Source organism: Bacillus cereus group sp. BfR-BA-01523 (genome assembly GCF_022662615.1).
GTDB lineage: Bacteria > Bacillota > Bacilli > Bacillales > Bacillaceae_G > Bacillus_A > Bacillus_A mycoides.
The window spans coordinates 135,037-161,656 of record NZ_JAKUDX010000004.1; the positions used below are offsets into that span (position 1 = coordinate 135,037).

The window sequence follows — 26,620 nt, forward strand, 5'->3', positions numbered from 1 at the left end:
GTTTTAGTTTTCCTCTCCATTTCTTTTTTATGCATAGTTTATTAAAAAATATTATTGTTAATTTTTTGCTGCATCGTTGGAATATCTTCGTTTGTTACTGTAAAGCGAATAACCTTCTCATCAAGATCAAGTGCTTCTGCGAATAAACCAGCCAATCCACGTGATTTTCTATCTACTTCCATAATAATTTCTAATCGGTCGTGGGCACTTGGCAAAATTAATAATTCTAATTCATCTAATTTCCCATAATACTCTCCGGAGACTGGAATAAACTCAAATTCTTGCGCGAATGGAACTTGCTTACGTAATCGATACGGTAATTCTTCGCATTCTACATGACGCGCTTTAAAACCTAATTGATTTACACTATTTAATACACTGTTCAATAGTGCATTCGGCAATACTTGAATATAATCACGGTCACTTGGATCAATACTACGTTTAATATCAAGACCTGTATGAACCCAAACCGTTTTCATTCCAAGTGTTAGCGGTGCTTCAATTGGCATTAAAAATGAAAATGGAATTTCCACTTTTTCATTTGGCTCTACAGAAAATGGATCTGTTAAACGAACTCGCTCCAAATCATACGTTGCAGTTACTTTTTTATCATCCACTTCTCTTACATATGACGTCGACAACGTTAAGTAAATGCTTTCAATTTCTTGGCTAACTGAACCTCCAGTTATATGAACCTTCCCTACTATCTCTTCTCCAACTGTATACTCATCTCTTTCAAGAACAGTATCTACTTTTGCACTTCCAATTCCAACGCTTGCTAAAAACTTTTGAAACATGGGGTCTCCATCCTTTCTAAAGCGTAAGCTACATCTTTTTTCAAATCTTGTACATTTTCATAGTATGGCGCTTTCATTTGTAACATTCGCATCAGCATGTCGCGATTATATTCTTCCAGCACTAACTCTTCATACCAAGGTTTTTCCTTTTTTTCAGTCGATTGATAACTAGCATACAATAAAAATAATACGAAATGACCAAGCGCATAAAAGTCGCTACGAAAGTGAACTTCTCGCATCAAAGCTTGTTCACCTTCATAAGTTATAGCTCGCTCATCACCCTCACCTTTCAATTTAGCCAATCCAAAATCAATAATACTAATCTGATTTTCTTTCATTAATATGTTTGGAATACGTAAATCTCGGTGAATGATACCTTTACTATGAAAATACGAAACAATTCCTAGTACTTCATATAAAATTTCAAAAACTTCACGTTCATCATATACTTGCCCATCTAAGAAAATATGATCTTCGAAATTTTCCCCCGGCATATACTCCATCACAAAAAAGTTCTTTTTCTCCCATATGAAATGATCATGTAGATTAGGAATTGACGCATGATTTAATGTTTGTAGAATCATTTTCTCTTGCTCAAATGATTTTCTACCAGACTCATATCTTTGTTTACTTTGCCTTAATTGTTTTAAGACTTTATATTTATTTATTTGTAAATCATTAACGACATATGTAACCCCATAACTGCCCATTCCAATTACTGATTCAATCTTATAACGCTCTGCAACGATTGTATTTTTTCGCAGTGGTCTATCAAATAAAGCTAGTATACGACGCCATTTCATCAGCTACTTGAAAAGAAGCTACGGCTTTTACGTTTTCTTTTATAATGCTGATGCCCATAACCAGATGAACGTCGTTTATAGTCGCTACTTGAATAAGAGCGCCCTCTTTGACGATAATCACTACTTGAATACGAACGATGTTTTTTCTTTCCTAATAAAGAATCAATAATTTTTTTGAACATCCCTTCACCTCTTGTATAAAATTTTCTTTTAATTATACCAACAATTCTTGTCTATATTTGTGACAAGTTTGTAAAGAGTAAAAAACGACGAGTTAAGCCCGCCGTTACTTTCAATCTTCCTCTTCATCAAAAACTTCATCAATCATGCATTTCTCTAATAAATACTCAAATGTAATATCTGCCAGGTCCTCAATTTCTTCTCTTTTTGGAACGTACCCTCTTTCAATTAGTCGCTCATAAAAAAACTCCGCAATCTCTTCCGTGTCAATTACGACTTCAATTTCCTTCATGAGCATCACTCCTTTATTTCTGTTTTATGAAAAAATCTCAAAATTATGTATATGAGATTAGAAAAATAGTTTTTCTTTTTTATAAGTCATATCATGTAGGTAAAGGGCATACGATGTTAGTACAAGCTATCCAAAGGGGGGAAATAATAATGGAATACCAATATGAAGTAGATCAAAAAGTAGGGCAAACAAAAGAAGAGTTCATGCATGAAGATCAATGGGCAGACTCTCTTATTAAATGGCTTTTTATTTTTTTAATAATTGTAGGCATACCTTATACTGCATATGTTGTTGTTCAATTTATTCTCTCTTTCTAGTTAACTATTTTTTCTCTGTCAATTTAACTAAATAATTTTGAACAACATCCATAACAATTTTATATTCTTCATCTTTAAATGTATCGAATAATAAATGATAATCATTATAAATATCTAATAACCCATCAATAATTTCTTGGCGATTCGTCTTTACACTTACTTTTTTCGAATTGTTAATTGACTTCAATTTTCCTAAATCTAATTTATTCATACCCGCTTTATCTTGTTTCATTTTCTTCAAAATTGCATTTGCCGTTTGTGCATTGGCAAGTAATGTTAAATCCGATTCATCAGCTTCTAACCATTCACCATCAGTAATTCGTGACAATTCATATATAGTATCTTCCCATGCATCATTTTTATATCTCCATACTTCTGTACGAAAACCAACAATACGAAAAACATCTTTATCATATCCAGTTACTTGCACGAGATCACCAAACGTAAAGTTATAATTTAATTCAATCCACTCTGTGTCGCCCTTTTTCATTTCTTGCTCTGTAACATGCTGCAAAGTTTGTTCTACATAAAATCCATCGTGATTATTTACTTCGTATACGTAAACTCCATCTAAAACTTTCATATTTGTAATCTTTCTATTTTTATTGGCTATTGGCTCAAGTTCTTCTTCGTAAAACTCCTTGAAAATATCCGTATCCTTTAATTTTGAGTAAAGTTCCAACATCTTCTTTACATCCTCTAAATCAACGGAATATTCGTTCATATTCATGTGTATCACTCCTTTATATAATTATAAATCAAAAAGAAAAACCCGTACACACAGAATATGTACGGGTTTAACTTGCTTTCTCATTATCATTTTTATCTTCACTTTTACGTTCTTTTTCATCTTCCAGTTTTATTTCTTGTGCCAATTCAAGGAGGGCTTTTGCTGCTTTACGAGCATCAAACTTTCCAATTTCTTTGTATTTAAAATTCATGATGCCTCTCACCTCTGCCGATATGATATGCGAGACGTTTTGTCTGTGTTCTTTGTCCCTATCGTTTTTCTATCGAGAGAATGAAAAGTGTAAATCAAAAAACTAAAAAAACATAAAAAAGCCTCCCATAAGGGAAGCTTTTTCGTAGTCTTTATTGTTTAGCTTATTTAATAAGGTCGCCTTGTTTAATTAATTGCGATAAAATCTCTTCACCGAAGTTATTTAAAACGAATTTTTTCTCGGATGCCAAATCTAAAACTCCTGTAGCTTTACCAACATAACCATCTTGAATAGACCAGAAGTAGTTATGATCTTGTGCAACTCTATAATATTCTCCCTTAGTCCATCTTTCAGCAATCTCTAAAAGTTCTGCTTTCTTTTCAAAGTTGCTGACATTTAAGATGTCTCTTACTCTCTCTGCATTCTTTCTAGACATTGGGATAACTCCCCATTTTTTTTCAGCTATTACTTTTTGGTGAGTCATGTGGTGCATTGCTGTAATAACTTCTTCTTCACTAGAACTTTCATTAATAGGAAGATCCATGAGAACACCTTCAATTGGTGCGGTGATTTCTTCTTTATCTACTTCTTCTTTTGGAGCTTCTTTATATTCACTCATATCTTTTTCTTTGCTTACTTTCTTGTCTGCGGAATTGGTTGCAAAATGTAATAGTCCAAGAGTTACGCCAATTGTAAGAACAACTAACCCTATGATTGATCCTAACCAAATTAATATTTTCTTTTTCATATTCACTTCTCCTGTTCAATTTTAATATAGAACTATAAGAATATTATATCAAATATTCCTTTTTATGGATATAAAACCTTACATTCATTTTATATTTCTATTGTTTTATACATAGTAAAAAATCACCCCGTAATGCTAAAATTTAAGCATTACGAGGCGATTTTTATACTAAATTCAACTTTTAATTATATTATGTATTTCGTTAATAATTTCTGAGGATTTTTCATTTGATGTCCCTGTTATGACCCTTTTATTTACAAATGAATACTCAAATCCAGCCTCATATACATTTCCATTAATCTTGTAGTTTTCTTTATGATAAGGCTTTCGGAAAGTTCCAATTGCCACTAATATAATTTCACTAACTTCTTCATTAATTAGTAAATTTCTTATACATTCAAATGATGATCCATTCGTAAAGTAATCATCAAGCACGCATATTTTCTTACCCTTTAACTTACCCTTATATTTAGGATTTAAATGAATTGTTTCAAAATGTCTTTTACACCCTTCTTTAATCCTATCCTCTGGTGTCATAGATGTAGATTTTCTAGCTGGTTTATGGCGTATAAACAATTCTTCACTTCTGCTATTTTTCAATAAATATCTGGTTTGTTTGACAATATCATATATATTATTTTCATTTGATCCAGTAGATGATGGTACACTCATCCAATAATAAACATCATCAAACTCTTCCATGCCTATAATCATTTTCAAATAATGGAAATAAACAGCGTATTTATAATCTTCATTTCCATATTTAAGAGTTGCTTTATACTTCTTAATCATCTCACCTTCATTTTCCACAGCAAAATACTTATTTGCATTTGACACAGCAATTAATCTTGTCTTTTCATCTATTGGAAAATCATAAAAAATTTCATTATTTAAGTTTAATATATCAATACATTGAATAATTTGATTGAAGTTTTTCAAATCAAACCCATATTTAACAATCTTCGAATCCACATTGTCTAACCATAAGGGATTAATCAATAATATTTTATTATTAGCTGCTATACGAATGTCTTCTTCAACAGCACCAACTAGCATAATGTTCTTAGGGTTTTTTACAAATTTTTTAGATAATAGTCCCCGTTGACCATATCTTATTTTATTAGTATTAGGCAGTTTTTCTTCAATAATTTTTTTATACATATCTTTATTTCTAGAAACAAGAACAATTTCAATTTCCTTATCTTCAATCATGCTTAACAATTCATATATTTCTTTTCTTATATTATCTTTTTTATCAAAAAAAACATTTCTTGAAATCAAAAGAAAGTACATCATCTTTCCCCCTTATTCTTCACATCTATAGCATTAAATCTCCCCATATAATTAATAACTTCTTCATTTAATAACGATGAATCATAATAAATCTTTTTATTAAATTCATGCCCTTTTCGAACTGTATTTAATGTGCCACTTTTTATAGAAGCTTCAATAACTAAAATTTCGTTGCTCATTTTTGCAACTATCGAATTTCTTTCAATAAAGTTAGACTTATATGTATTTTCAAATGGCCCTGTGATTGATATTGCTAACCCTTTATTATTTATAATTCCATTAAATAACTCTTTATTTTCAGCAGGATAAATCTTTTCAAATGAAGTTGGTAGTACTGCAATTGTTTTCCCGCTATATCTTAATGTTTCCTGATGTACTATAGTATCAATACCTTTTGCCAATCCGCTAACTGTAATCCACCCTCGATCCAGGTAGCCTTTAACATATTCCATTGTTTTAGTTTCTGCCTTATTTGTTGCTTTCCTAGTCCCGATTATCGACACTTTTTGTAAATTATTATTTAAAAGTTCTAAATTTCCATAGCAATAGAGAAATAATGGTTCATTTTCTTCAACAAATAAATGCTTTGGATAACCCTCATACAAGCTACAATAAATTTTAATGTTTTTTCTTTTGTATTCTTTCATCTTTTCGGTAAAATCATCGGAAAACTTAACCAAAGAATTGAAATCTTGAGAAATTTCCTTCTCCTTTGTTGTATAAATATTAAAATATTTGTTATGAAAGGGATGATTTTTATTAAAAATAACTTCTAAAATAGCCTCTTCATTTTGATAAATTATTTTTAATGTCTTATCAGTAAAACCAAATTGTTTTAATAATAAAAGAATACTCCGTACATTCTCTGTTGCCAAAAAATCCTCCCCTCCCCTTGAATTTCTTCCTTTCGCATTACAAAGTCGTAAAACGAATCCTTTCTCTCTATTATAATAAAATAGAATTGAAAGTGATACTTATTTTATAGATTAGTCATATATAATCTCTTTCATTCAAAAATAACCGATTTCTATTTCAATTTGTAATAAAGGATAGTCAATTGATCTGTGAGACAAGAAAAAGGCAAAAAAATAAGAAGACCATATCCTCAATAATAGACATGGTCTTCTTAAAACTGTTTGGCTTGTTGAATTTTCTTGAGAACTTTAGGATTTTCTTTATGTCGTTCTTCCATAGCCTCAATATATTTCTCATACTCTACATGAACTTGTTCTTCAATTTTTAAAACCCAGATCAAAGGATCAATAACTTCTTTTTCTTCTATAATTCTTTTGAACAATTTAATATTAGGCTTAACTTTCCAATTATGAATTTGTAAATTATCTTCAGTTAAAATTTCTTCTAAACTCATTTATACTTTCCTCCAATTAAGTTTTGAATGAATTCAGATGGACCCACATTATCCTCATTCTTATCAATCTTCAAACGCATTGATGCATCTAATCCAAGAACTTTGAAGCTTTCTAATACTTTCGCCTGAGCTTTCATAGAAATTGAAACTGCTGGATGTTCCTTCTTACCATGTAAACCATCAAGAATAAATCCTTCTTCCATCAAGGTCTTTTGGCATTTTTGTAATGTCCAAAGATTAAAAGCAAGAGCTTCAATCACTGGCTGATCTGTTGGATTCAATTTATCTATTTTCTGTAATTCCTCAACAACAAATTCAAAAGAAATTTTGGCTGTTTCGTTAAAATATTCTGGTGCCTGCATATCTCAATACCTCTTTTACATTTTTTTACATAAAAATAGTTTTTATAAAAAATTTCAATATGTGTAAACGTCCCCTCCCCAGTTATTATACGTATATTTATGTTTTTTTCTGAAAAGGTAGGCGATACATTCAACATCATTCACTCTCAATAAAACCTTAAATAAAAAGTTTAGTTTAAATGAATTAAAATAAAACATAACTATTCTTATGAACAAATCTATAACTAACCTCATCTAATCCCATTGATCTCAGCATTAGATTCGTTCTACAATGAACATCTCGAATGTAGAAGTTGTTCTTTCTTTTTGCCATCTCTTTTGTATAATGTTTAACGATTACTTCAGCTACCACAAATCGAAATGTATTCTCATCTAATCCCTCTCTAATTAGCTGTAAGCATTGTAGTTTCTCTTTCATCTTATTACTCCCTTCTTATCCGCTCATTACAGTAATTCACCACCAATAAATATACGATGCATATCCAATATTCCTGCGAATGTATACAGCAATTTATTAGCACTCTTATCCGTTTGTACTTCACGTCTTTCATACCAGTGTGAAGCTAATGCTAAACAAGGTACTGTCAGTTCATCAGGTAGTTCTTCAAACTCATTGAACTTCTTATTCAAATACGATTGAATGAAGCTCTTAGCTGCCACTATAATAAGCTCTATTAACTGATCATCATCTGTATGCTCTACTCTTAAATAATTCTTTGTGAATGTTAAATCAATATCTGTTACTTTAATCATCAGCTTACAACCTCTCTCCATCTTTTATAAAATAGAAGAAAGACTAAGAGTAGGCGCTCTCAGTCTTCATACAGTTATTTACTAGTAACCTTTAAAGCTCCATTACCTTGTAAGCTAATACTGTAAGTAACTAAATCATCATATGGCATATCTAAGCTGAAATCTGTAATCGTACAGTTTCCACGATATTTAGCACCTGATGGAAATTCTAAATATACATTTACATTCTCTGAGTTTAAGAATGCTGTTTCTAAGATTGCATATGCTTCATCTGATTCAACGAATGCTCCATCTGCATCAATAGAGAATTCTTTAAATCCTTGTAAGGATTCTTTCCAGTTTCCTTCAGTGTCCTTAGATGTAGCATCAATACTTTCAGCACTACGACTTAATGAAGCATTACGCTGTCCTGCTAAGACTTTACCAGTCGTTGCATCTTCAATATATAGCTTTACTTTCATACCTGAAATTTTTTTAGTCATGTTCAATTCCCTCTTTTACTTTAGTCAAATAAAAAAAGAGAGCCGATTTTACGGCCCTCAATTTTATAAAACATTTCACATTTATAATTAGGCTGGAACCACATTTAATCGAGCAATTGCTTGTGGATTTGTTACAGCACCGTCCATGTAAGCATCCGCAACTAATAATCTGCTACCACGTAAAGCATTAGCAGTATCAACAACATTAAGAATTGACATTTCTTTCTTTACAAGAATTGTATAAGCTTCTGCAATGTCACCGAATACCGCCGGAGTTGTATCTGGAAGTGCTTGAGTTACATATACCGGCGCTCCAAATAACGTATAAGTAATAGCACCGTTCACAACACCGTTTTGAATGAATGGGTGCCTATTGCCGTCTTCCAATTTTGCAACAGCGTTAAATAGGTTTCGATTCATATAGAACGCTGAGTTTGAAATAAAGTCAGGATGAATTGAAGTATATAGCTCAAGAAGGGGGCTCATATCAACCACATCTTTTGCATCAACTGTCGCAATATCAGTTTCACTTAAAATTCCTTTGAATTCTTTCTTTCCGTCTCCCACAAAAATTGCATGCTCGGCAGTTTTAGAAAGACGACGCGACAGTAAATCTTGAGAGTAAGCAACAATATCAACGCCAGCGTCATTTGCTAATTGATTACTTACTGCCATACCTGCACCAAGTCGTTTTTGTCGCAACTTAACTTCTTTTAAATCCAACATTTCTTCTAGAATTGACTCTCCTTCTTCCCAGAAACCACCAGTAATACCATCATCTTCACGAGGCACTTTTAAAGAACCTGAAACAGAGTGAATTTTACGAGCTTGAGCGAAAGCTGGAGATACTTCTTCCATCTTCTTAACAATTATTCCAGAAACATTTTCAGGAATAACTGCTGTTCCATTCGCTGTTGTTGTTAAAGCTCGAGATTCAGAACCTTCTCGTAAGTATTGTTCAAATGCCTTAATATCGTTTGAGCGTTTTTCCATTTTCATCATTGTATGATTACCTCTTTCGTTATTTAGTTGTTCCATCGAAGGAACGTCGATTTCTTCAATTAAATTAATATCTCTTGCTGCAAGTGAGCTTTGAGAATATGCAGGATTACGTACTGCTGAAATTTCGAATAATTCGAGCTCTTCAATAGTTCGAATCATCATTCCACCTACTTGTTGCCAAGAATCTTTTAAGGCAGAAAATCCAAATGACATGTTACGAATAAGGCCATCAGAAATTAATTGATAGTAGTCCTTTCCATAACTTGTTTGACTGATTTTAGCTTCCATATATAACCCCTCTTCACTTTCACGAAGAGTAAGCGATTCATTTCTTGTGGAAGCAAGAACTTGCTTTGCATCGTGCTCAACAAGGAAGTCAATGTCCTTAGAGCGTTTCTCAATAGCTCGTTTAAATGCACCGGGAGCAATTTTCTCTCGAAACTTTTTAGTAGTTCCAAGAACTTCACTTAAAGCTCCAGGTTTATTAACGTAGCCAAACACAATTAAACCCTCACTGTTTGAAGTGAGGGCTACTTTGTTACTTCTTAATTCCATTGTTTTCATTAGTTCTTTCTCCTTTGACCTGATTATCTACAACACCCATGTTAGGAATAGTTAGCTCACCTGTTTTTGCATCCTTTAACACATTACCAAGTGACAATGTATAATAATCTTTTTCAATCTTCGGCATATCAAGTTTCGCTCTTGCTTCATTAAATGAAATAAGACCATTTGATAAAGCTTCAGAAACAGTTTTAACCTTTTCTGATTCTGTTGTTCTAAGAATCTCTGACGTATCAAATCTGAAGAAATAGCCAAGTTGCTGTTCTGTCTCGTTTAACATCTCATTATCTAATGAACTTTCAATAGCTGTAATAATTGGGAAAAGAGTTCCTTTAAGATATTGAGCGCCATTTTGTTCTAAGCTGTTATATTTGTTAGCTGAACTGTTAATCATACTTTCAGGAATATTAAACAGCCTTGCAATCTCTGAAATCATCGTTTTATGACTATCTGTTAGTTGCATTTCATCAGGCTTCATTGAAAGAGGAACGAATTCCATACCTTCTTCTAGAATGATGGTTCGTCCTGAACGAGAAGCACCTTGATATAAACTTTCCCAGCTCTCTCGTAAGCGATTAATTACAGTTTCAGTTAACCTCGAAGCCGACTTCAAAACTCCTGTTGGAACAGCCGAGTTAGTAAGCAACGCTAAAGAATATTCTATTTGCTGAGAAGCTTGTACAAGAATCTTTCCACCATCGGCAAGAATTCCATTTGTTGCACTATCAATAACGATCACTTCTAACGGGTCTAACTCAACTTCAACTGCACCATTATAAGTAAATTCTTTACGACTGTATGTATAACCGTCGTCAGTGTAATGAGTCTCTTTCATACCGCTCGCTTCTAAATGATGAAGCTCACCATTTTTCTTACAAAGATAAGCTTTGCCATGTAATAAATAATCAGTAACAACTTTCTTTTTAATCGATTGGGCTGTTTGAAACTTATTACTGCTGTGATTAAGGATGTTCACTCTCGAATCTGATACTTTTTCAATACTCTTATCAATCTCATTCTCTACATATAAATAGATTGGAAGCGTTGAAATGGAGTTACTAATTAATTCTACCGCTGCTTTAACAGAAGGAATTTTTAACGCTTCTTCTTCACTGATAATTGTTGCAGGCTTACCCGAATAAATTGCTGTAGAAAAAGAATTTTTAGAGTAATCTTTTTTATTTTTATTAAAGCTAAAGGGAAATGCCATCATATCGTTCCTTTCTTTGAAGGTGCTCTATAAAAGTTTCACACTTGTGAAAAACTAAAAAAACGTAAAAATAAAAAAGACGATACCGAAGTATCGCCTTAGTTCGAGGGTAGCTCAAGTCCTCTTTTAAATGGTACAAAAAATACTATCTAGGTCGCTCGAGTTTAAAACTGTCATGGCGTACTCTAAATTCACTTGTATATATAAATAAATATTAGTGGTTTCCGCCACTAATATCCAATGGTTAAAATTATTAAATAAAATCCTCAAAGAGACTACTTCAAACACTTTACTTAATAATCTTTAGAAGGAGGTGAGATCCAAAAAGATTCTAAAGTTCGAATTAAGGAACTCTAAAAACTTAATGGATCTCTTCATCTATGCCAAGATGATTGCAACTGGTGATTCTTCCTGACTTTCCACATCCGGAGGAATCAAATATGGAAAACACTAAAGAATTAAAAACAAGAGAGATTTTCACATTTATGAAACTTTTTATCTCTCTAATATTAATATATACAAGCTACTTATTATGTACGTACTATATTGCTTACATTAAATAATATTCCATTCTTCTCAATCATTCTCCACTTTTCCATTATGATACGCCTCCAAATTACTACGAATATTCTATTTGATATTTTTGTATCAGTAATATTTCATTTGTAAATAAGATTTGAAAACTTTTTGGAGAAAGTGCAAAACTGAATAGTCGTTAGTTAATTGATTTCATTCATACGTAATAAAAGAAACGTAGTGCAACGAAGTTTCTTTTGTTGCGTATAAATATATTTTATTTATATATATATTTAATTATTTAGCGTATCAAATTTGATCATATGGAATAACATTGATACATGGTTCTTACAAATTTAATCAAATGGAGCAAATTTGATACATGACTCATTTTAGGCAAAAAAAGAACTGAATAATCAGTTCTCAACGAATCTTGTAATCTTTCAAAAGCTCATATTTTGTATTTTTTGTTTTGAGATTATTTCCTTTGTCAATAATTTTTAGCCACTCTTTTTCTTCTAGAGATTCGATAGATTCAGACAAAGTATTAAGATTTTTTACTCCACTTAAACGAGCGATTGTGTCTCGACCAATGCTAATATTCTTGATTTTCTTCAGTTTGTAATCGTTCGAATTTTTCATTAAACCAAACAATGATAAGAATACTTTGACTTCAGCATTATCTAAATCAAGAAGGTCATCAATTTCAAATTCATATAAATAAGAAAAGTCCTCCATTTTCAAAGGGAATTGAACAACAAACATTTCATTTGCCGAATATTCTGCTGGAATGAATTCGATTCTTAATTTGTTTATCATATACTCATCAATCATTTTATAAACTGTGGTCTTTGTAACATGTTTGCTTTCACCACTGACCTTTGATAATTGAGATATTGTAAATGAACTCTTTCTATTTCCATTCATTAGTTTTATCATCGCTAAGACAACTTTACTGTTATAATTCTTAATCAAATATCTTTCGTAATAAAATGCATGGTCGTTCATATATTGTTCCATATTTAGTTCCTCCGATTAATTTATTTCTCTCACTTTATTTTTATATATGCAATTTGAAATACGTAAATCAATCGGAGGAAAAAGTTTTAAAAATATAGGATTTGTATTCTTCTTCAACTAACAAAGCAGAAGAGTTTTAAAAATATAGATAAAAGAGAGACCTACTAGGTCTCTCTTTTGTTTACGCTTCACTATAATTATTGTCTCTCTTAATATCTTCAGTTACTTCTGTTAGTGCATCATCATCATTTTTTGCTTCAAGTTGATATAGTTCAATTACCCCTTGTTCAGCAACGTTAATTCGTCTATATCCCCCAGAATAGATCACTTCATTATTAAGACCGGGATAAACGGCAAATTGCACTTCATACACATGTAAGGCTTCTTTACCGCCACCGATGTCCACAACAAAACGAACGATTTTAGATTTTAAGTGACCTGATTCAACGGAAGTATAATTAGGCATCTGTAATTCCCCTTTTTTTATAAGTTTATATGGCTAATACCGTAGAAGGGGGCGTATGTAGAATGAGAAATCTCCCATTTTTTAGTGACACCCCACTATTATCCTATTATATAATTTTAATTTCTTTTTTCAAAGAAGAAAATCCATATAATCAAACAATTCTTATAACTTTTTCTTCAACTAACGGGGAAGAAAAGTTACCAGGAGCAAAACGGGCCCCTTTTGTTTACTTTAATAAAATGAGAATTTTATAATATATTAGTTAAATTTATAAATTTAACTAACCAAAAGAACTATTTATGAGTTAAAATAAAACTAATTAAACAAAGAGGAAGGTTGCTTAAAATGCGGAGACTTAAGTTGAAAATAAAGGAACTATGGAATTCCTTTGACACATTGGGGAAAATTGGTTTTATGATAGCAATCCTATCAATCTTTTCCCCTCCATTAATTTATTTTATATATATAAAATTTGATTTTCCCGGAGAGGTAACTTCAGCTGGCCCTATTGGGGACTTTATAGCAGGTACAATGGTTCCTTTATTAACTTTTGCGAGTACTTTAATCCTAATAAGTACATTAAAAATACAAAGGAAAGATATTAACGATCAAAAAAAAGATATTTTAACACAAGCCGAAACCATGGAATTACAAAGGTTTGAAAACACTTTTTTTGAACTTCTTAATACAAATAATAAAATAATTGATAGTCTTTCTGTTAAAATCTCAACTAATACATACCAAGGATACCAAGCTTTCTTTTATATATTAAGTAGTATTCAGAATCGTATGAGAACTTGTGTTTATCGCTCTCCAAACGAACCATCCGACGAAATTACAATGAGAGACTATAATAGGCAACAATTCAACTTACTAAGTAAAGAAAAGAAGATAGAATACTATCGTGATACTGTTTTGGACATTCAAAAATTTTATAAATCACATGGTAATAAATTTACACATTATTTAAGATTTTTATATAGAACTATAAAATTTATCGATGAGTACAAGTTTAAAAGCTCAGAAAATGAAAAAAAAGTTCTAGAATATATGGATATAATTAGAGCTCCCCTTTCTGAAGACCAGCTAGGATTACTTTATTATAATTTGTTTACGTTACCTGGTTTAAACTTCATTAAATATATAGAGGTTTACAATCTATTTGATAATTTGGAATACAATGAGTTACAATCTAATCCTGCTATATATGGTCTTTATGAAATTTTGCTACAAAATCATAAACACATAGTAAGCGAAATGAAGTATATAGAAAAAAATCTCCCTAATATTAAAACAAGTCCTGAAGAATATTCAGATGCATTAATGAGAATTATTGAAAAATATATAGCATAAGTATTTATTAAGTAGAAGTGTTCTATATTTTCAAATTGTTATTACAGTGGAAAAAATGTTTTTATAATGAAACCTTTCTATTATTACAAAAAAGACACTTTTAAGAAGTGTCTTTTTTTGTAATAAAATATTGATTTTATGATTAAAAAAAGACCGAGCATTAAGCTCGATCATTCAATTTAATTCTGGAACTTCTGGTTGTCTGTCTAAACGCTTCATTGAATATCCATATAGCTGGCTTGATTTTGAAGGAACCCATCCCTTAAGAAGTGAATAAAGTCCCGAACCCAAAGCTCCGCCAATTCTTTCTTCTAAAAATACTTTGGCCTCTCCAACAGAACTAAAAGTTCCTAGCTTCTGATTATCTTTGTAAAGCACGCAAGGAATCCCGGCGTATCGTAGTTCGGGTGGGACAGCATCTTCATTATCGTTTTCTTTTAATGGAACTGTATACTCTGAATGCTCTTGATTCGGTGCATGCTCAAATCGATACTGACTTGCATACGGAAATTTCCTAGAAGATAGTATAGGTGTAGGATAAACATTAAGTTTTAAACTTTTTATCGCCCACCCTACACTCATAATGTTATTTGCATTAGACCATTTTATAGCTTCGTTCATACTTCTAAACAATGCAATTTGTTCCTCACTGTTGTCAGTTTTTTTATAAAGTACAACTGATCTTCTAACCCATTGATTAGCCATATTTATCCCTTCCTTAGATTATCCCAGATTAATTTTCACCTTCACATTTAATTATATTAAAAAATATTTATTATTCAATCTGGATAATTTTAAAGCTTCTGGAGGCTATTTAAATTCATAAACAGAAATAAAGAGATTAAACTAGATAGTCTGATTAATAATCTATATCTAAAGGTATTCCTTTTGTTGATTCATCTTTATTGTAATACAAGTCGTACATCTCATTGAGTAGTTTCCAACGTTCTCCGTTTTCCATCTCTTCAATGAGTCTTAAAATGTCCTCTGCGCTCATGCTCCAACCTCCATATTTTACATATTAATCCTACATTAAAATTCAACAGTTAGCCTTATAAAGCCTTCTAAGAGCCATTCTGAAGCCTCATCAATTTATAACCATTCAATTTCTATTGTAGCGTCTTCTCTCGGTTTTGTTGTGTCATGATTTGCCTCTGTATTACTACTGAACCATATCTTCTTTATAAATTTCTTCAAAAATGTATTACATGATTCTGCTTTAAGCTCTTCCAATTTATCTAACGTTTTAATAGCATCTTGCAATCTAGCTTGTTCCTCATCTGTATTAGATAAATTCTCGAGTTTAATATCAATGAGTTCCATCTGTTGCTTAACTTGTTTGATTTGTTCTTCGTTTTCATCACGCATTTCATAAAACTCAGCTTTCGAAATTTCTCCATCCATCCGCATTTCTTTAAGATTCCGTTGACGTTTATTAAATCTGTTTATTTGTTTCTCTAAAGACTCCCTTTGAATTGATAGTTTCTTTTCTACCTCTGTCGTATCAAGTGATTTCAACATTTGCAACTCTTGTTCAAAAGCTGGTTTCTTTTCTTTAACCTTTTGTAATACAAATTGCTCAATTGGCTCATATTTGTATCCACGATCTCTACATTTATTATTATCAACTTTATAGATACATGATTTTATATAATCAATACCATTTCCATCGCATTGTATGTATCGTTTCCTTTTACAACAATTACAGTAAATTAGATTTTGGAGCTTTCTTGTCGCTTTTAACTTATTAAAGAAATTTCCAGTCGTATTTTCCTCCAATATTTTTTGGACTTCTAAAAACATTTGCTTACTTACAATTGGTTCATGAGCATCTTCAACAAACACTTCATCAACCACTCTACCATTTACTTTCCTACCTGCTTTTACAACTCCATAATAAACAACATTTCTTCTCATATTTGAAATGTGTGTCGAAGTTAATACTTTACCTTGCCTACTTCTCCATCCTAGTATATCTAGCTGTTTCGCAATTTCATTTGCACTAACACGTTCTAATGTCTTTTGAAAAATAAAACGAATTATTTTGGCTTCATCTTCAACCACTTCTAGACGCTTCTCTTCATTCTTTTTATAACCTAGAGGAACTCTGTTACTCATTGTCCATTTTCCTTGCTCGGCTGCTGCTAATCGTCCCCTTCCCAATCTTTTACGAATTTGTTTATATTCAAAGTTCGCCATCATTGCTTGGAAGGAGAAAAGCATTTCATTACTTTCCTGTGATAAATCAATTGCACCTTGAGGAGTCAAAATTTTAATATCGTGGATAATCAACATCTTCTTAATTTCTTCGGCATGAGCGTTGTCACGTGAAATTCTGTCTATATCCATTACAAGAAGAGCGTCATAATCATCTAATCTGCTTAACAATAAATTTAGTTCTGGTCGTTCCGTATTTACTCCACTTGAGATTTCTTGATAGATGTCATAAGTCAACTTTTGCTGTTTTGCAAGCTTAGTTAATGCGTTTCGATGGTTCAATAAAATCTCATCTATGTTTAATTGTTCTTCGTTCCTCGATAAGCGTAAGTATATTGCAGCTAACCCCATTTGTTTCACCTCTTAATATATGTATTAGGAATGATAACATAATATCCACCGAGTAAAAATAGAAAATTAACATTTGTAACTTTCCCAACGGTTCCATATAGCGTAATCACGACTATGTCTCCTACGTTATATTTAGGTTGTTTTTTCCTTGCCATCAATATCTCTCCTTTTTTAAACGTCGTGATTTTGATAACAGTATATGCAACCTACATAAAAACGCTTATCACAGAAGCTTATATTCATAAATTTTTTCAATAAAAAAGTAGAATTTGTATATAACTTAAAAAAGCTAGTATTTAAACTAGCTTTCACTTTTCATTTATGTTCTAACAACAAGACGTATTGTAAATAAAAAAGCATAATGAATACTTCACTTCTTTCAAAGTAATGTATTCATTATGCTTTCATTTCCCTAAAACTTCATATCGTTATCTCTCTTGTATATATAAATCCCATGCATCATCAAATATAGACATACTTTCTAGCATTCCACTTAACTCTAAGTATGAACTAATTACATCATAGTCTTCAGATTGCTTCGGAAAACTTAAATCATCATACATCGCCTCTGCTAAATCTGATATTTCATTTTTAAATAAAGCTGCACGGTGCTTCATCATATAATGGTAAAATGTCTTTTTCAAAAATATTCCCTACCTTTCTAACTTGGGTACATTATACAAGGCAAAAAAGAAAAAAACCAGCATAAAAGCTGGTTAAAAGTCGAAATAATTCCTTTTTAATAAACGTGGTCTTCCCATCAACTCTTCGTATGTTAGTTGTTTTGGCAAATCTTTCGTATAAATTAAAAACAACTGATCTTCAATTTCTTTTACAGTATGGTCTGCTTGATAGTCCATTCCACATGAGGAACAAGTAATACATGGTGTCTCTTGGATTTCAATGGCTTTCGTACCATCTGGTAATTCCCAATATACAGTATTCAAGCTTTCTTTCGCTTCTGTACTGTCACACCACATACAATTCATACTACGTCACCCTCATTTTTTTTGTCATCATCTAACTTTGCTATTTGTGCTTGATATTTTTTATCTTTTAATTGATCACGCTTATCACGTTTATCTTTTAAAGAAGCATGCGTTTCATTGACTTCATAATCTTTGCGGCGATTCATACGTTGTAAATCATCTGGAACAAGATTAAATTTCTTATCACTCATCAATCCTGCAACGCCGATATCAGAACGTTTCTCTTCATAAGTCGGATAAATTTCTTTAAAGTAGCCTTCTGCTCTTCCTGGGATATAGTTTTCTGGTTCTGGATACGTTGTAATAACCCCTTCAAAGTTACGAAGAACAACTTTATCCGCACTTTGTGAAATTAAATAGTTTGGCTGAAGCGCAATTTTTCCGCCTCCACCCGGTGCATCGACAACGAAAGTTGGTACTGCATAACCAGACGTATGTCCACGTAAGCCTTCAATAATTTCAAGACCTTTCGAAACTGGTGCACGGAAATGACCGATACCTTCTGATAAATCACATTGATAAATGTAATATGGACGAACACGAATTTTCACTAAATCATGCATAAGTTTTTTCATAATTGGAACGCTGTCATTAATTCCAGCTAAAATTACAGCTTGGTTTCCAATTGGAACACCTGCATTTGCAAGCATTTCACATGCTAGTTTCGATTCTTCTGTAATCTCAATAGAAGTGTTAAAATGAGTATTTAACCATACTGGATGGTATTTTTTAATTATGTTACACAGGTTTTCTGTAATACGCTGTGGGAATACAACTGGTGCTCTCGTTCCGATACGAATAATCTCAACATGCGGGATTGCTCGTAAATTCTTTAATACATATTCTAAAATTTTATCATTAATTAGAAGTCCATCACCGCCAGAAATTAAAACGTCACGTACTTGTGGTGTTTCACTAATATAAGCAATCGCATCATCTAATTGCTTTTTCGGTACGCCCATTCCAATTTGTCCACTAAAACGACGACGTGTACAGTAACGACAATACATAGAACATTGATTCGTTACTAAAAATAGTACACGGTCTGGATAACGATGAGTTAATCCTGGAACTGGTGAATCTTCATCTTCATGAAGAGGATCTTCTAAATCATATTTTGTTTTATATAACTCTTCCGAAATCGGTACTGATTGCATCCGAATCGGACAGCGTGGGTCATCAGGATTCATTAGCCAAGCATAGTACGGTGTAATGTTTAACGGGATCGTTTTCGTTGAAATTTTAACGCCTTCTTCTTCGTCAGGTGTTAAGTTAATTACTTTCTTTAAATCATCTAAAGTTTTGATCGTATTCGTTAATTGCCAAACCCAATCATTCCATTGTTCTTCTGTAACATCTTTCCATAATTCAATATCCTTCCAGTGACGATTTGGTTTGTATACATCATGTAACATTGCTATTCCCCCTTTTTATACGCTCATCCTTTATATAAGCAATAATTATGCCAACTTCATATTCTTGATAAGTAAATGCGAGAAATACCCTATTATATAAGAGAATAAATATTTTTAAGTGCTGTACTAAAACGATATTTACTATCATATTCATTACTTGTTATATATGTAAACGCTCTTTTATTGGTGCAAACACACAAAAACCGCCGGTTATTCGGCGGTTTTGTCATACTTGCTCAGTTTATATTGAAGCGTTTGACGCGGAATACCTAACATTTTTGCTGCTTGCAAAATATTCCCTTCCGTTTCAATTAACGCTTGATCTATTAATTCCTTTTCCATTTGATGAAGAGCTTCCCTAAGCGGTAATATACTTTTCTTCTTCGGAAGTTTCTCTTTCCGAAATGTTCGTGGCAAGCAATTTGCTGTTAACGAATTCCCTTCTGTAATAATGACAGCATGTTCAATCGTATGCTTTAACTCACGAACATTTCCAGGCCATTGATAAGCTTGTAATCTTTCTTTCGCTTCCTTATCAATTTGAAGTACACCTTTTTTATAACTTTTATTATATTCTTTCAAAAAGTAAGACGCTAATAACAGTACATCCTCAGTTCTTTCGCGAAGCGGCGGGATATATAATGAAAACACATTTAATCGATAGTATAAATCAGTGCGAATTTTATTTTCTCTTAAACATACTTCTGGAGGCTGATTCATTGCAGTAATAACGCGAACATCTACTTTTCTCGTCTTATTATCACCAATGCGACGAATAACTCCATCTTCTAATACACGTAGCATTTTTGCTTGTAAATCGAGCGGCATTGAATTCAGTTCATCTAAAAATAATGTCCCTCCATCTACAAGTTCAAATAATCCTGCTCGTTCGATTGCCCCTGTATAACTACCTTTTGTCGTGCCAAACAGCAAACTTTCTAATAGCGACTCTGGCAAAGCTGCACAGTTTTGTGCAATAAACGGCTTGTTTTTTCGTTTAGAAGCCTCATGAATCGCTTGCACAAATAGCTCTTTCCCCGTTCCGGTTTCACCATATATTAAAACATTCGCATCGGTTGGCGCTACTTTTTGTGCTAACTCTTTCGTCTGTTTAAAGCGGGAATCATCAGTTACAATTGTCTCGAATGCAACATGCTTTTTCACCGTTTTTTTGCTAGTCGATCGTTTTATTTTCGATTGTAGATCTACAATCGTATCAGTAAGCTTTTGAATAGTAGAATAATCTTTCGCAATTTCTACAGCACCAGCAATATTTCCATCTATTAAAATAGGTAACGTTGTATTGACCGTACAAACGTCTTCCCCATTTAAATTTTGGTAATGTTGAACTTGGTGTACGATTGGTTTTTTTGTATCTAATACTTTCATCAACGTACTTGTTTCTCTGGATAATGACGGGAATGCTTCTAATAAATGCTTTCCTAGCACATTTTCAATTTTAGATCCATCATGTTTTGCAGCAACTGTATTATAAAATATTGTAATCCCATTTTCATCTACTGCATGTATGGCCTCATCTATACTGCCCAAAATCGCTTCAATGACTTCCTGTGTCGAAACTGCTAGCAATGTCATCCCCCCTTTTGCCGAAAATCCAGCAAATTCAACGCCGAATTTCCGGCACCCTCTGTGCGATTATAAGCATGACGATTCCGTTCTATTATTTTGATGAAATGTATATATATTTTTATTGCTTATTTATGGTTAAGTGAAACTTTAATCAGTGGGGCTTTATTATTAACCCGACTCCCACTTAACTTCTTTGCTTTACAGCCGAATTTTGAGGCGGGAGTCTTACTGCTTTCGAATAGCTTGATAAATCTTTCACCCATATATTCATATCTTCCAACTTATCAAAAATGTAGCAATTATTCGCAAGCCTTCCCGTATATGTATAGCCTAATTGATGAAAGGCTGCATTCATACCGAAAGATAGCGAGCGAGCAATTGTATAAGAACAAAAAATAGATTTTTCTTGGAGCTCTTCCTCCAATTTAATTAACAGACTTTTCATAAAACCATGTTTTCGATATTCAGGTAATGTAGCACAATTCGTTAATTCTGCATTACCTTCTTTCACGTTCATTTCAGCAGATGCTGTACTAATAATTTTCCCCTCGAATTCATAAACATAGTAAATTGTATCGTCTTCCTTCATCGTCTGCTTTACATAATTCCCATCATTTAAAGGTGTCGGATAAACTTCAAATACTTTTCCAAAGACAATTGCTAATTCTTCCGCATCCTCTTCTGTCGCTTTTCTTAACACAAATTCCTCTGGGACTATTTTTTCTTTCACTTCTTTTTCTTTTACACCACTTAAAATAGTATCTTCCTCAGTCCAATGAATACTATTTCGTCTTTCATCATTATGATATTTCACGAAGAAGTGCGCATCGTGCCCTTGAAAATAATGAGGTATCGTTGCTTCCAGTAAAAAACCGAAAGAGAGCCATGTTGAAACATGTTCTCCCTTTCCTTTAATAATACATTTAGTGAAAGAATGTTTCTTTGCTAATTCATCGATTGTTTGTATGATGCTTTCAACATTTCCTGTATAGTGATCAACTCTAATACGTTTATTAAAATAATCTAAAACCCCTTCTACTGTATAATGCTTTGTCTGTTCACTAAAAGATTCATAGTATTTCATTTTTTCACCTCACACCAATCTAGTAATGTACATGCAATTATTTTTGCGGCAGCAATCATTTTATCAACTTCTATATATTCGTTTGGATAGTGTGCTACTTTCGTCTCTCCTGGACCAAATACTATCGTGGGTACGTTAGCTATTTGTGTGAACAAACCTCCATCTGTTCCCCATGGCGAAGCTTCTATAATCGGCTCGTTCCCTTCGATTTCAACAAAGTTATGTTGAAGCGTTGTAATAAGTGGATGATTTTCTTCTAGTTCACCAGGAACCCATCTAGCCCCAAACCATTCTACTTCTACAGGATTTTTTACAAACCAACTATCCACATCTTTTAATTCACCAATCCAGCCCTCAAACTCTTCTTTTGCTGCCTCTATAGTCTCATTCGGCGCAATACCACATCTTCCTTCTAAAATTAATGAATCGGGAACAGAACTTGGCCAGCTTCCCCCTTCAATTTTCCCAACGTTAATTGGAATTGGAATCGGAATCCCCTTAAATAACGGATCTGTAATTCGACCATTTCTCTTCTCTTCTAATTTTCTCAAATGCTCTACAACAAACATACTTTTTTCAATTGCACTTACTCCTTCATAACGTGTACCACCGTGTGCTGCTTTTCCTTTTATATGTAGACGAAACCACATTGATCCTTGTTGTTTCGGAAAAAACTTCATATTCGTCGGCTCAGGAATAATAACGCCATCTGCCTTATATCCTCGTAAAATAGCAGCTAATGTTCCTGCCCCACCGCTCTCTTCTTCTATTACACTTTGAAAATGTATATCACCTTTTAGTTCAATACCAGATTCAATAATCGCTTCCATCGCAAGCATAAGTGAAACATTGCCGCCTTTCATATCTGTTGTTCCACGTCCATATATGCGGTTTCCTATTTTCTCTCCACTATATGGATGATGGTCCCACTGATTTACATCCCCTTCTGGCACGACATCAATATGCCCGTTTAAAATCATAGATTTCCCTTCGCCACTTCCTTTTAAAGTCGCTACAATATTCGGGCTATCTGTAAAACTTGTACGAGGTGATACGAAATAAGGGTGATCTTTCATTTCATTAAAAGCAGGCTCCCAAATATCAAGATCTAGACCTAACTCACGCAACTTTTCAATAACAATTGCCTGTGCACCACTTTCATCACCAGATACGCTCTTTTCTTGAATTAATCGTGTTAAAAATTTTACACTCTCTTCTTCATGACCCTCAATATAATCACAAACTTGTTTTTTTAATTGCTCCATATATTACAACTCCCCTCATTCAATTACTAGTAAATTTGAGCTTATATGAAAATCAGCTGTCGTATGTCGTTTTACATCTTCTACAGTATATGGACTCATTAATTCTTGTAAGACAAGTCCTCTTTGGGTCACTTCCATGACAGCCATGTCTGTAATAATTAAATCTACACATTTTTTCGAAGTTAATGGCAATGTACATTCCGAAACAATCTTTGCATTTCCGTATTTATCAACATGATTCATCACAACAACGACCCGCTTCGCTTTTTGCGCTAAATCCATCGCTCCTCCAATACCTGGAACGCGTTTTCCTGGTACAATCCAGTTGGCTAAATCACCATTTTCACTTACTTGTAACGAACCAAGTATCGTAACATCAAGTAATCCTTTTCGAATCATGCCAAACGCCATGCAGCTATCAAAATAACTTGCTCCTGTAATAAGAGATGTTGGTAAACCAGCTGCGTTACATAAATTCTCATCTTCATTCCCTTTACTTGGCGTTGGTCCCATACCAACAATACCGTTTTCCGCATGAAACATAACATTCATATCTTCTGGCAAATGATTCGGTACAAGCGATGGAATTCCAATACCTAAATTTACAAGCATACCATTCTGAATTTCTTTCGCTGCACGTCTTGCAATCTTATCTCTTACTTCTACGCCCATACCCATTTCCAATTCACTCCTTCCGATGGCACGATATAATTTACAAATACACCTGGGACGACAATTTCTTCTGGATCTAAACTTCCAAGTGGAACAATTTCTTCTGCTTCTACAATCGTTATGTCACCAGCCATAGCTACGTGTGGATTCATATTACGAGCGCTTTTATCAAATACAAGATTGCCAAACGGATCCGCTTTTTTCGCATATACAATTGCGACTTCAGCCGTTAAAGCTGTTTCAACTAAATATGTCTTTCCATTCATTTCAACTGTACGCTTTCCTTCTTCTACAATCGTATCAACACCAACGTCAACTAAAATACCACCAAGCCCTACACCACCAGCGCGAATACGCTCTGCGAGTGTTCCTTGCGGAGAGAATTCAATTTGCAATCTTCCTTCATTTAATTGTCTTCCCGCATTTGGATTTGACCCAATATGAGAAGTAACTAAAGATTTAACCCTTTCATTCGTAACAAGACGACCGATTCCTACATCAGGAAATCCAGTATCATTTCCTATTAAATTTAAATTTGTAATGCCTTTATCTAAAACAGCTTGAATTAAAGATGGAGGGGATCCGATTCCTCCAAATCCCCCAAACATTAATGTCATATCATCATGGAACAAAGAAATTACTTCCTCTATTTCTTTTAATTTACCGAATGTATTTGTAATAGTTGTCATGCGATACTATGCCCTCCTTTTTGCATCATCTCTTCCACACTCTTTACAAAAATTGAAAGTAATTCATCTAACTCGGAATATGTAGTTGTCATTGGTGGTGCAACAAGCAGTGCACTATCCTCTTTTCCTGCTTGCCCTGAAACAGCTTGGTATAAGAGCAGTCCATTTTTAGCAGCAACTGAAATAAGCTCCGACGCTTTTGTAAACGGTTGCAATTCTATTCCAATTAGCAATCCTTTTCCACGAACATCGGCAATGATTGTCGATTGTTGCTGAACTTTCTGCAAACCTTTTAATAAATACTCTCCCTTTTCTGCTGTTTTTTCAGGTAAATTATGTTTCTCCATATATTCAATAACAGCTAAAGCCGTTGCTGCAGACAATGGATTTGCACTAAGCGTATGCCCGCTCATTACAGAACGTGATCCACGTAAAATTGGCTCCATAACACGGTCACTTACAACTGTTGCTGCCATTGGTGTATAACCTGCTCCTAGCCCCTTACCAAGGGTCATAATATCCGGTTCTACACCCCAGTGCTCCATCGCAAACCATGCACCAGTACGACCAAGTCCAGTCATTACTTCATCCGCAATAAATAATATATCGTAATGACTACAAATATCTTTAATTACTTTATAGTATTCTTTCGGTGGGACAACCGCTCCTCCAGCAGCTCCGATAATCGGTTCAGCAATAAAAGCTGCAATATGTTCTGCACCAATTCGATCAATCGCTCTTTCTAGTTCAGTCGCACAAGAAAGTTGACATGTTGGATATACCTTTTGTACAGGACATCTAAAACAGTATGGAGCTGGAATAGTCGGATAATCTTCCAAAATAGAAACGAAACGTTGTCTGCGCAGTGGATGCCCAGACATAGATAAAGCTCCCATTGTAATCCCGTGATAGCTCATCCACCGTGACAAAATTTTATGTTTCCCTTGAATGCCACGCTCCTGAAAATGCTGAATTGCGATTTTCATAGCTGTTTCATTTGCTTCCGTACCACTATTCACAAAAAAGCTCCAGTTCAAATCTCCTACACATAAATCACTTAACTTCTTCGCTAATTTTTCAGCTGGTTCACTCGTAAACTGTGATCTATAAACGAAAGCGATCTCCTCTGCCTGTTTTTTTATAACTTCTGCTATCTCTGCTACGCCATGTCCAATACCTGCCGTAATCGCTCCAGACGAACCATCAAAATATTTATTTCCGTTTTGATCATACAAATACACACCTTTTCCATGTGAAATCATCGGATACGGCTGACCAACAAGTGGTTTAATTAAGTAATCGCGCATAGCGCTCCCCCATTTCTCCAATTTGTATATGTATATGAAGAAAATTGACGTTTCTTTCATAAAAAAGAATCCTCTGCAAAAGCAGTGAATTTATCAAAAAACTATTATAAAATATACAAATGACTGCTAAATATTATTTTAAAAACAGAAAATTCAGAACTAAAAATGAAGACCAACCTTACCTGTACGCTTAAATACCCCTTCCTGATTTAAGATAACAGCAAATTGAATATTTTTTTAATATAATATCAACTTTCCTCAATTGCTGACATTGTGTAAACTTCGACGAAACTCCCGTTATTCTCCTTCCTATTATCCTACTTTATATTGCATATTTTCAAACAAAATTCGACATTTTACTTCACCTCATTTATCATAACTATTTCTTAACAAATAGTACCACCTGTTTAGAACAATAAAAAAAGAACCGATTAACCACATTAATCAGTTCGGCACGACGCTCTTTTATCGGTATTACCTTATCCAACGCATCACTAAAATTAATAGAAATACTCATAATACAAATCCATAATTCGTCCCACAGCCTATAGCACCAAATCCTCCATAACTTCA

The 26,620-nt window shown here is 33.3% G+C and carries 34 protein-coding genes; 3 read left to right on the forward strand and 31 right to left on the reverse strand.

Annotated elements, in window-relative coordinates; all coding sequences use genetic code 11:
* Positions 1-41: 41 nt before the first annotated feature.
* From MR066_RS12645 to MR066_RS12660, 4 genes are all read right to left on the reverse strand, one after another.
* Complete coding sequence (locus MR066_RS12645) at positions 42-797, reverse strand: sporulation protein (protein WP_016092671.1); 756 nt, start codon at positions 795-797, stop codon at positions 42-44.
* Positions 779-1,600, reverse strand: coding sequence for a serine/threonine protein kinase (locus tag MR066_RS12650; protein WP_242247396.1), 822 nt, complete (start codon positions 1,598-1,600; stop codon positions 779-781). The genes MR066_RS12645 and MR066_RS12650 overlap by 19 nt, the downstream gene beginning before the upstream one ends.
* The gene (locus MR066_RS12655) at positions 1,600-1,782 is read right to left on the reverse strand and encodes a hypothetical protein (RefSeq protein ID WP_002085792.1); all 183 of its coding nucleotides are present in this window, start codon (positions 1,780-1,782) and stop codon (positions 1,600-1,602) included. Before MR066_RS12655 ends, MR066_RS12650 begins: the two co-directional genes overlap by 1 nt.
* 110 nt (positions 1,783-1,892) lie before the next feature.
* Positions 1,893-2,072, reverse strand: a complete 180-nt coding sequence (locus MR066_RS12660; protein ID WP_002012644.1) for a YozD family protein — start codon at positions 2,070-2,072, stop codon at positions 1,893-1,895.
* 149 nt (positions 2,073-2,221) lie between these two features.
* Between MR066_RS12660 and MR066_RS12665 the strand changes: the two genes are divergently transcribed.
* A complete protein-coding gene (locus tag MR066_RS12665; RefSeq protein ID WP_242247397.1) occupies positions 2,222-2,389 on the forward strand; it encodes a DUF3930 family protein in 168 nt (55 codons plus the stop codon).
* Positions 2,390-2,393: 4 nt separating this feature from the next.
* On the opposite strand, the gene MR066_RS12670 is transcribed toward MR066_RS12665, so the two are convergent.
* The 14 genes from MR066_RS12670 to MR066_RS12735 all read right to left on the reverse strand — a co-directional run bounded on the left by MR066_RS12670 (position 2,394) and on the right by MR066_RS12735 (position 13,115).
* A complete protein-coding gene (locus MR066_RS12670) occupies positions 2,394-2,972 on the reverse strand; it encodes a hypothetical protein (protein ID WP_002031745.1) in 579 nt (192 codons plus the stop codon).
* 214 nt (positions 2,973-3,186) lie between these two features.
* Positions 3,187-3,330, reverse strand: coding sequence for a hypothetical protein (locus tag MR066_RS12675; protein ID WP_002031747.1), 144 nt, complete (start codon positions 3,328-3,330; stop codon positions 3,187-3,189).
* Positions 3,331-3,493: 163 nt separating this feature from the next.
* A complete protein-coding gene (locus MR066_RS12680; protein ID WP_098173286.1) occupies positions 3,494-4,078 on the reverse strand; it encodes a PRK06770 family protein in 585 nt (194 codons plus the stop codon).
* A gap of 174 nt (positions 4,079-4,252) precedes the next feature.
* A complete protein-coding gene (locus MR066_RS12685; protein ID WP_098173285.1) occupies positions 4,253-5,371 on the reverse strand; it encodes a hypothetical protein in 1,119 nt (372 codons plus the stop codon).
* On the reverse strand, positions 5,371-6,246 hold the full coding sequence (locus MR066_RS12690; protein ID WP_098173284.1) for a DNA-processing protein DprA: 876 nt from the start codon (positions 6,244-6,246) through the stop codon (positions 5,371-5,373). Before MR066_RS12690 ends, MR066_RS12685 begins: the two co-directional genes overlap by 1 nt.
* Before the next feature lie 251 nt (positions 6,247-6,497).
* The gene (locus tag MR066_RS12695; protein ID WP_098173283.1) at positions 6,498-6,740 is read right to left on the reverse strand and encodes a hypothetical protein; all 243 of its coding nucleotides are present in this window, start codon (positions 6,738-6,740) and stop codon (positions 6,498-6,500) included.
* A complete protein-coding gene (locus MR066_RS12700; RefSeq protein ID WP_098173282.1) occupies positions 6,737-7,102 on the reverse strand; it encodes a phage terminase small subunit P27 family in 366 nt (121 codons plus the stop codon). Before MR066_RS12700 ends, MR066_RS12695 begins: the two co-directional genes overlap by 4 nt.
* 184 nt (positions 7,103-7,286) lie before the next feature.
* Positions 7,287-7,520: a hypothetical protein gene (locus tag MR066_RS12705; protein WP_098085433.1), complete on the reverse strand. Its 234-nt coding sequence runs from the start codon at positions 7,518-7,520 to the stop codon at positions 7,287-7,289.
* Positions 7,521-7,546: 26 nt separating this feature from the next.
* Entirely contained in the window at positions 7,547-7,855 is a 309-nt protein-coding gene (locus MR066_RS12710) for a head-tail connector protein (protein WP_242247398.1), read from the reverse strand.
* 74 nt (positions 7,856-7,929) lie between these two features.
* Positions 7,930-8,337: a phage major tail protein, TP901-1 family gene (locus MR066_RS12715; RefSeq protein WP_242247399.1), complete on the reverse strand. Its 408-nt coding sequence runs from the start codon at positions 8,335-8,337 to the stop codon at positions 7,930-7,932.
* Positions 8,338-8,424: 87 nt separating this feature from the next.
* Positions 8,425-9,903, reverse strand: coding sequence for a phage major capsid protein (locus tag MR066_RS12720; RefSeq protein WP_242247400.1), 1,479 nt, complete (start codon positions 9,901-9,903; stop codon positions 8,425-8,427).
* Complete coding sequence (locus MR066_RS12725) at positions 9,878-11,116, reverse strand: phage portal protein (protein WP_242247401.1); 1,239 nt, start codon at positions 11,114-11,116, stop codon at positions 9,878-9,880. The genes MR066_RS12720 and MR066_RS12725 overlap by 26 nt, the downstream gene beginning before the upstream one ends.
* A gap of 936 nt (positions 11,117-12,052) precedes the next feature.
* Positions 12,053-12,649 carry a hypothetical protein gene (locus MR066_RS12730; protein WP_242247402.1) on the reverse strand — a complete coding sequence of 199 codons (597 nt, stop codon included), beginning with the start codon at positions 12,647-12,649 and terminating at the stop codon, positions 12,053-12,055.
* Between the two features lie 181 nt (positions 12,650-12,830).
* On the reverse strand, positions 12,831-13,115 hold the full coding sequence (locus MR066_RS12735; RefSeq protein ID WP_151153675.1) for a hypothetical protein: 285 nt from the start codon (positions 13,113-13,115) through the stop codon (positions 12,831-12,833).
* 62 nt (positions 13,116-13,177) lie between these two features.
* On the opposite strand from MR066_RS12735, the gene MR066_RS12740 reads away from it, so the two are divergent.
* Entirely contained in the window at positions 13,178-13,369 is a 192-nt protein-coding gene (locus MR066_RS12740) for a hypothetical protein (RefSeq protein WP_242247403.1), read from the forward strand.
* A 106-nt stretch (positions 13,370-13,475) separates the two neighbouring features.
* On the forward strand, positions 13,476-14,468 hold the full coding sequence (locus MR066_RS12745; protein WP_242247404.1) for a putative phage abortive infection protein: 993 nt from the start codon (positions 13,476-13,478) through the stop codon (positions 14,466-14,468).
* Between the two features lie 174 nt (positions 14,469-14,642).
* Here MR066_RS12745 and MR066_RS12750 read toward each other — a convergent pair whose 3' ends face one another.
* From MR066_RS12750 to MR066_RS12810, 13 genes are all read right to left on the reverse strand, one after another.
* Positions 14,643-15,173, reverse strand: a complete 531-nt coding sequence (locus tag MR066_RS12750) for a hypothetical protein (protein ID WP_242247405.1) — start codon at positions 15,171-15,173, stop codon at positions 14,643-14,645.
* 154 nt (positions 15,174-15,327) lie between these two features.
* Positions 15,328-15,465, reverse strand: a complete 138-nt coding sequence (locus MR066_RS12755) for a hypothetical protein (protein WP_176542084.1) — start codon at positions 15,463-15,465, stop codon at positions 15,328-15,330.
* Between the two features lie 95 nt (positions 15,466-15,560).
* Complete coding sequence (locus MR066_RS12760) at positions 15,561-17,036, reverse strand: recombinase family protein (protein ID WP_242247406.1); 1,476 nt, start codon at positions 17,034-17,036, stop codon at positions 15,561-15,563.
* A 5-nt stretch (positions 17,037-17,041) separates the two neighbouring features.
* Positions 17,042-17,191, reverse strand: coding sequence for a hypothetical protein (locus MR066_RS12765; RefSeq protein ID WP_170960748.1), 150 nt, complete (start codon positions 17,189-17,191; stop codon positions 17,042-17,044).
* A 273-nt stretch (positions 17,192-17,464) separates the two neighbouring features.
* Positions 17,465-17,680 (reverse strand): YozE family protein, encoded by a 216-nt coding sequence (locus MR066_RS12770; RefSeq protein WP_002085796.1) that lies wholly within the window; start codon positions 17,678-17,680, stop codon positions 17,465-17,467.
* 72 nt (positions 17,681-17,752) lie between these two features.
* Positions 17,753-18,025: a YokU family protein gene (locus MR066_RS12775; RefSeq protein ID WP_002085797.1), complete on the reverse strand. Its 273-nt coding sequence runs from the start codon at positions 18,023-18,025 to the stop codon at positions 17,753-17,755.
* Positions 18,022-19,440 (reverse strand): lysine 2,3-aminomutase, encoded by a 1,419-nt coding sequence (gene kamA / locus MR066_RS12780; protein WP_002012651.1) that lies wholly within the window; start codon positions 19,438-19,440, stop codon positions 18,022-18,024. Before kamA ends, MR066_RS12775 begins: the two co-directional genes overlap by 4 nt.
* 210 nt (positions 19,441-19,650) lie before the next feature.
* On the reverse strand, positions 19,651-21,036 hold the full coding sequence (rocR, locus tag MR066_RS12785) for an arginine utilization transcriptional regulator RocR (protein WP_002012652.1): 1,386 nt from the start codon (positions 21,034-21,036) through the stop codon (positions 19,651-19,653).
* 178 nt (positions 21,037-21,214) lie between these two features.
* Positions 21,215-22,114, reverse strand: a complete 900-nt coding sequence (gene ablB / locus MR066_RS12790; protein ID WP_002085802.1) for a putative beta-lysine N-acetyltransferase — start codon at positions 22,112-22,114, stop codon at positions 21,215-21,217.
* Complete coding sequence (locus tag MR066_RS12795; protein ID WP_002012655.1) at positions 22,111-23,379, reverse strand: peptidase; 1,269 nt, start codon at positions 23,377-23,379, stop codon at positions 22,111-22,113. Before MR066_RS12795 ends, ablB begins: the two co-directional genes overlap by 4 nt.
* A gap of 15 nt (positions 23,380-23,394) precedes the next feature.
* A complete protein-coding gene (locus MR066_RS12800) occupies positions 23,395-24,057 on the reverse strand; it encodes a CoA transferase subunit B (RefSeq protein ID WP_002127246.1) in 663 nt (220 codons plus the stop codon).
* Positions 24,042-24,740 carry an acetate CoA-transferase subunit alpha gene (atoD, locus tag MR066_RS12805; RefSeq protein ID WP_002085805.1) on the reverse strand — a complete coding sequence of 233 codons (699 nt, stop codon included), beginning with the start codon at positions 24,738-24,740 and terminating at the stop codon, positions 24,042-24,044. The genes MR066_RS12800 and atoD overlap by 16 nt, the downstream gene beginning before the upstream one ends.
* Positions 24,737-26,047: an aspartate aminotransferase family protein gene (locus MR066_RS12810; protein ID WP_033708325.1), complete on the reverse strand. Its 1,311-nt coding sequence runs from the start codon at positions 26,045-26,047 to the stop codon at positions 24,737-24,739. Before MR066_RS12810 ends, atoD begins: the two co-directional genes overlap by 4 nt.
* Positions 26,048-26,620: the final 573 nt, after the last annotated feature.

Excerpts from the sequence above, each read along its gene's own strand:
- MR066_RS12655 (WP_002085792.1), bottom strand. The coding sequence starts at position 1,782 with ATGTTCAAAAAAATTATTGATTCTTTATTAGGAAAGAAAAAACATCGT.
- MR066_RS12665 (WP_242247397.1), top strand. The coding sequence starts at position 2,222 with ATGGAATACCAATATGAAGTAGATCAAAAAGTAGGGCAAACAAAAGAA.
- MR066_RS12660 (WP_002012644.1), bottom strand. The coding sequence starts at position 2,072 with ATGAAGGAAATTGAAGTCGTAATTGACACGGAAGAGATTGCGGAGTTT.
- MR066_RS12800 (WP_002127246.1), bottom strand. The coding sequence starts at position 24,057 with ATGGGTATGGGCGTAGAAGTAAGAGATAAGATTGCAAGACGTGCAGCG.
- ablB (WP_002085802.1), bottom strand. The coding sequence starts at position 22,114 with ATGAAATACTATGAATCTTTTAGTGAACAGACAAAGCATTATACAGTA.
- MR066_RS12735 (WP_151153675.1), bottom strand. The coding sequence starts at position 13,115 with ATGCCTAATTATACTTCCGTTGAATCAGGTCACTTAAAATCTAAAATC.
- MR066_RS12765 (WP_170960748.1), bottom strand. The coding sequence starts at position 17,191 with ATGGCAAGGAAAAAACAACCTAAATATAACGTAGGAGACATAGTCGTG.
- rocR (WP_002012652.1), bottom strand. The coding sequence starts at position 21,036 with ATGACATTGCTAGCAGTTTCGACACAGGAAGTCATTGAAGCGATTTTG.
- MR066_RS12680 (WP_098173286.1), bottom strand. The coding sequence starts at position 4,078 with ATGAAAAAGAAAATATTAATTTGGTTAGGATCAATCATAGGGTTAGTT.
- MR066_RS12670 (WP_002031745.1), bottom strand. The coding sequence starts at position 2,972 with ATGAAAGTTTTAGATGGAGTTTACGTATACGAAGTAAATAATCACGAT.
- MR066_RS12695 (WP_098173283.1), bottom strand. The coding sequence starts at position 6,740 with ATGAGTTTAGAAGAAATTTTAACTGAAGATAATTTACAAATTCATAAT.
- MR066_RS12730 (WP_242247402.1), bottom strand. The coding sequence starts at position 12,649 with ATGGAACAATATATGAACGACCATGCATTTTATTACGAAAGATATTTG.
- MR066_RS12650 (WP_242247396.1), bottom strand. The coding sequence starts at position 1,600 with ATGAAATGGCGTCGTATACTAGCTTTATTTGATAGACCACTGCGAAAA.
- MR066_RS12710 (WP_242247398.1), bottom strand. The coding sequence starts at position 7,855 with ATGATTAAAGTAACAGATATTGATTTAACATTCACAAAGAATTATTTA.
- MR066_RS12645 (WP_016092671.1), bottom strand. The coding sequence starts at position 797 with ATGTTTCAAAAGTTTTTAGCAAGCGTTGGAATTGGAAGTGCAAAAGTA.
- MR066_RS12810 (WP_033708325.1), bottom strand. The coding sequence starts at position 26,047 with ATGCGCGATTACTTAATTAAACCACTTGTTGGTCAGCCGTATCCGATG.
- MR066_RS12755 (WP_176542084.1), bottom strand. The coding sequence starts at position 15,465 with ATGAGCGCAGAGGACATTTTAAGACTCATTGAAGAGATGGAAAACGGA.
- MR066_RS12700 (WP_098173282.1), bottom strand. The coding sequence starts at position 7,102 with ATGCAGGCACCAGAATATTTTAACGAAACAGCCAAAATTTCTTTTGAA.
- MR066_RS12775 (WP_002085797.1), bottom strand. The coding sequence starts at position 18,025 with ATGAATTGTATGTGGTGTGACAGTACAGAAGCGAAAGAAAGCTTGAAT.
- MR066_RS12725 (WP_242247401.1), bottom strand. The coding sequence starts at position 11,116 with ATGATGGCATTTCCCTTTAGCTTTAATAAAAATAAAAAAGATTACTCT.
- MR066_RS12705 (WP_098085433.1), bottom strand. The coding sequence starts at position 7,520 with ATGAAAGAGAAACTACAATGCTTACAGCTAATTAGAGAGGGATTAGAT.
- MR066_RS12685 (WP_098173285.1), bottom strand. The coding sequence starts at position 5,371 with ATGTACTTTCTTTTGATTTCAAGAAATGTTTTTTTTGATAAAAAAGAT.
- atoD (WP_002085805.1), bottom strand. The coding sequence starts at position 24,740 with ATGACAACTATTACAAATACATTCGGTAAATTAAAAGAAATAGAGGAA.
- MR066_RS12750 (WP_242247405.1), bottom strand. The coding sequence starts at position 15,173 with ATGGCTAATCAATGGGTTAGAAGATCAGTTGTACTTTATAAAAAAACT.
- MR066_RS12720 (WP_242247400.1), bottom strand. The coding sequence starts at position 9,903 with ATGAAAACAATGGAATTAAGAAGTAACAAAGTAGCCCTCACTTCAAAC.
- MR066_RS12675 (WP_002031747.1), bottom strand. The coding sequence starts at position 3,330 with ATGAATTTTAAATACAAAGAAATTGGAAAGTTTGATGCTCGTAAAGCA.
- MR066_RS12795 (WP_002012655.1), bottom strand. The coding sequence starts at position 23,379 with ATGGAGCAATTAAAAAAACAAGTTTGTGATTATATTGAGGGTCATGAA.
- MR066_RS12715 (WP_242247399.1), bottom strand. The coding sequence starts at position 8,337 with ATGACTAAAAAAATTTCAGGTATGAAAGTAAAGCTATATATTGAAGAT.
- MR066_RS12740 (WP_242247403.1), top strand. The coding sequence starts at position 13,178 with ATGAGAAATCTCCCATTTTTTAGTGACACCCCACTATTATCCTATTAT.
- MR066_RS12760 (WP_242247406.1), bottom strand. The coding sequence starts at position 17,036 with ATGGGGTTAGCTGCAATATACTTACGCTTATCGAGGAACGAAGAACAA.
- kamA (WP_002012651.1), bottom strand. The coding sequence starts at position 19,440 with ATGTTACATGATGTATACAAACCAAATCGTCACTGGAAGGATATTGAA.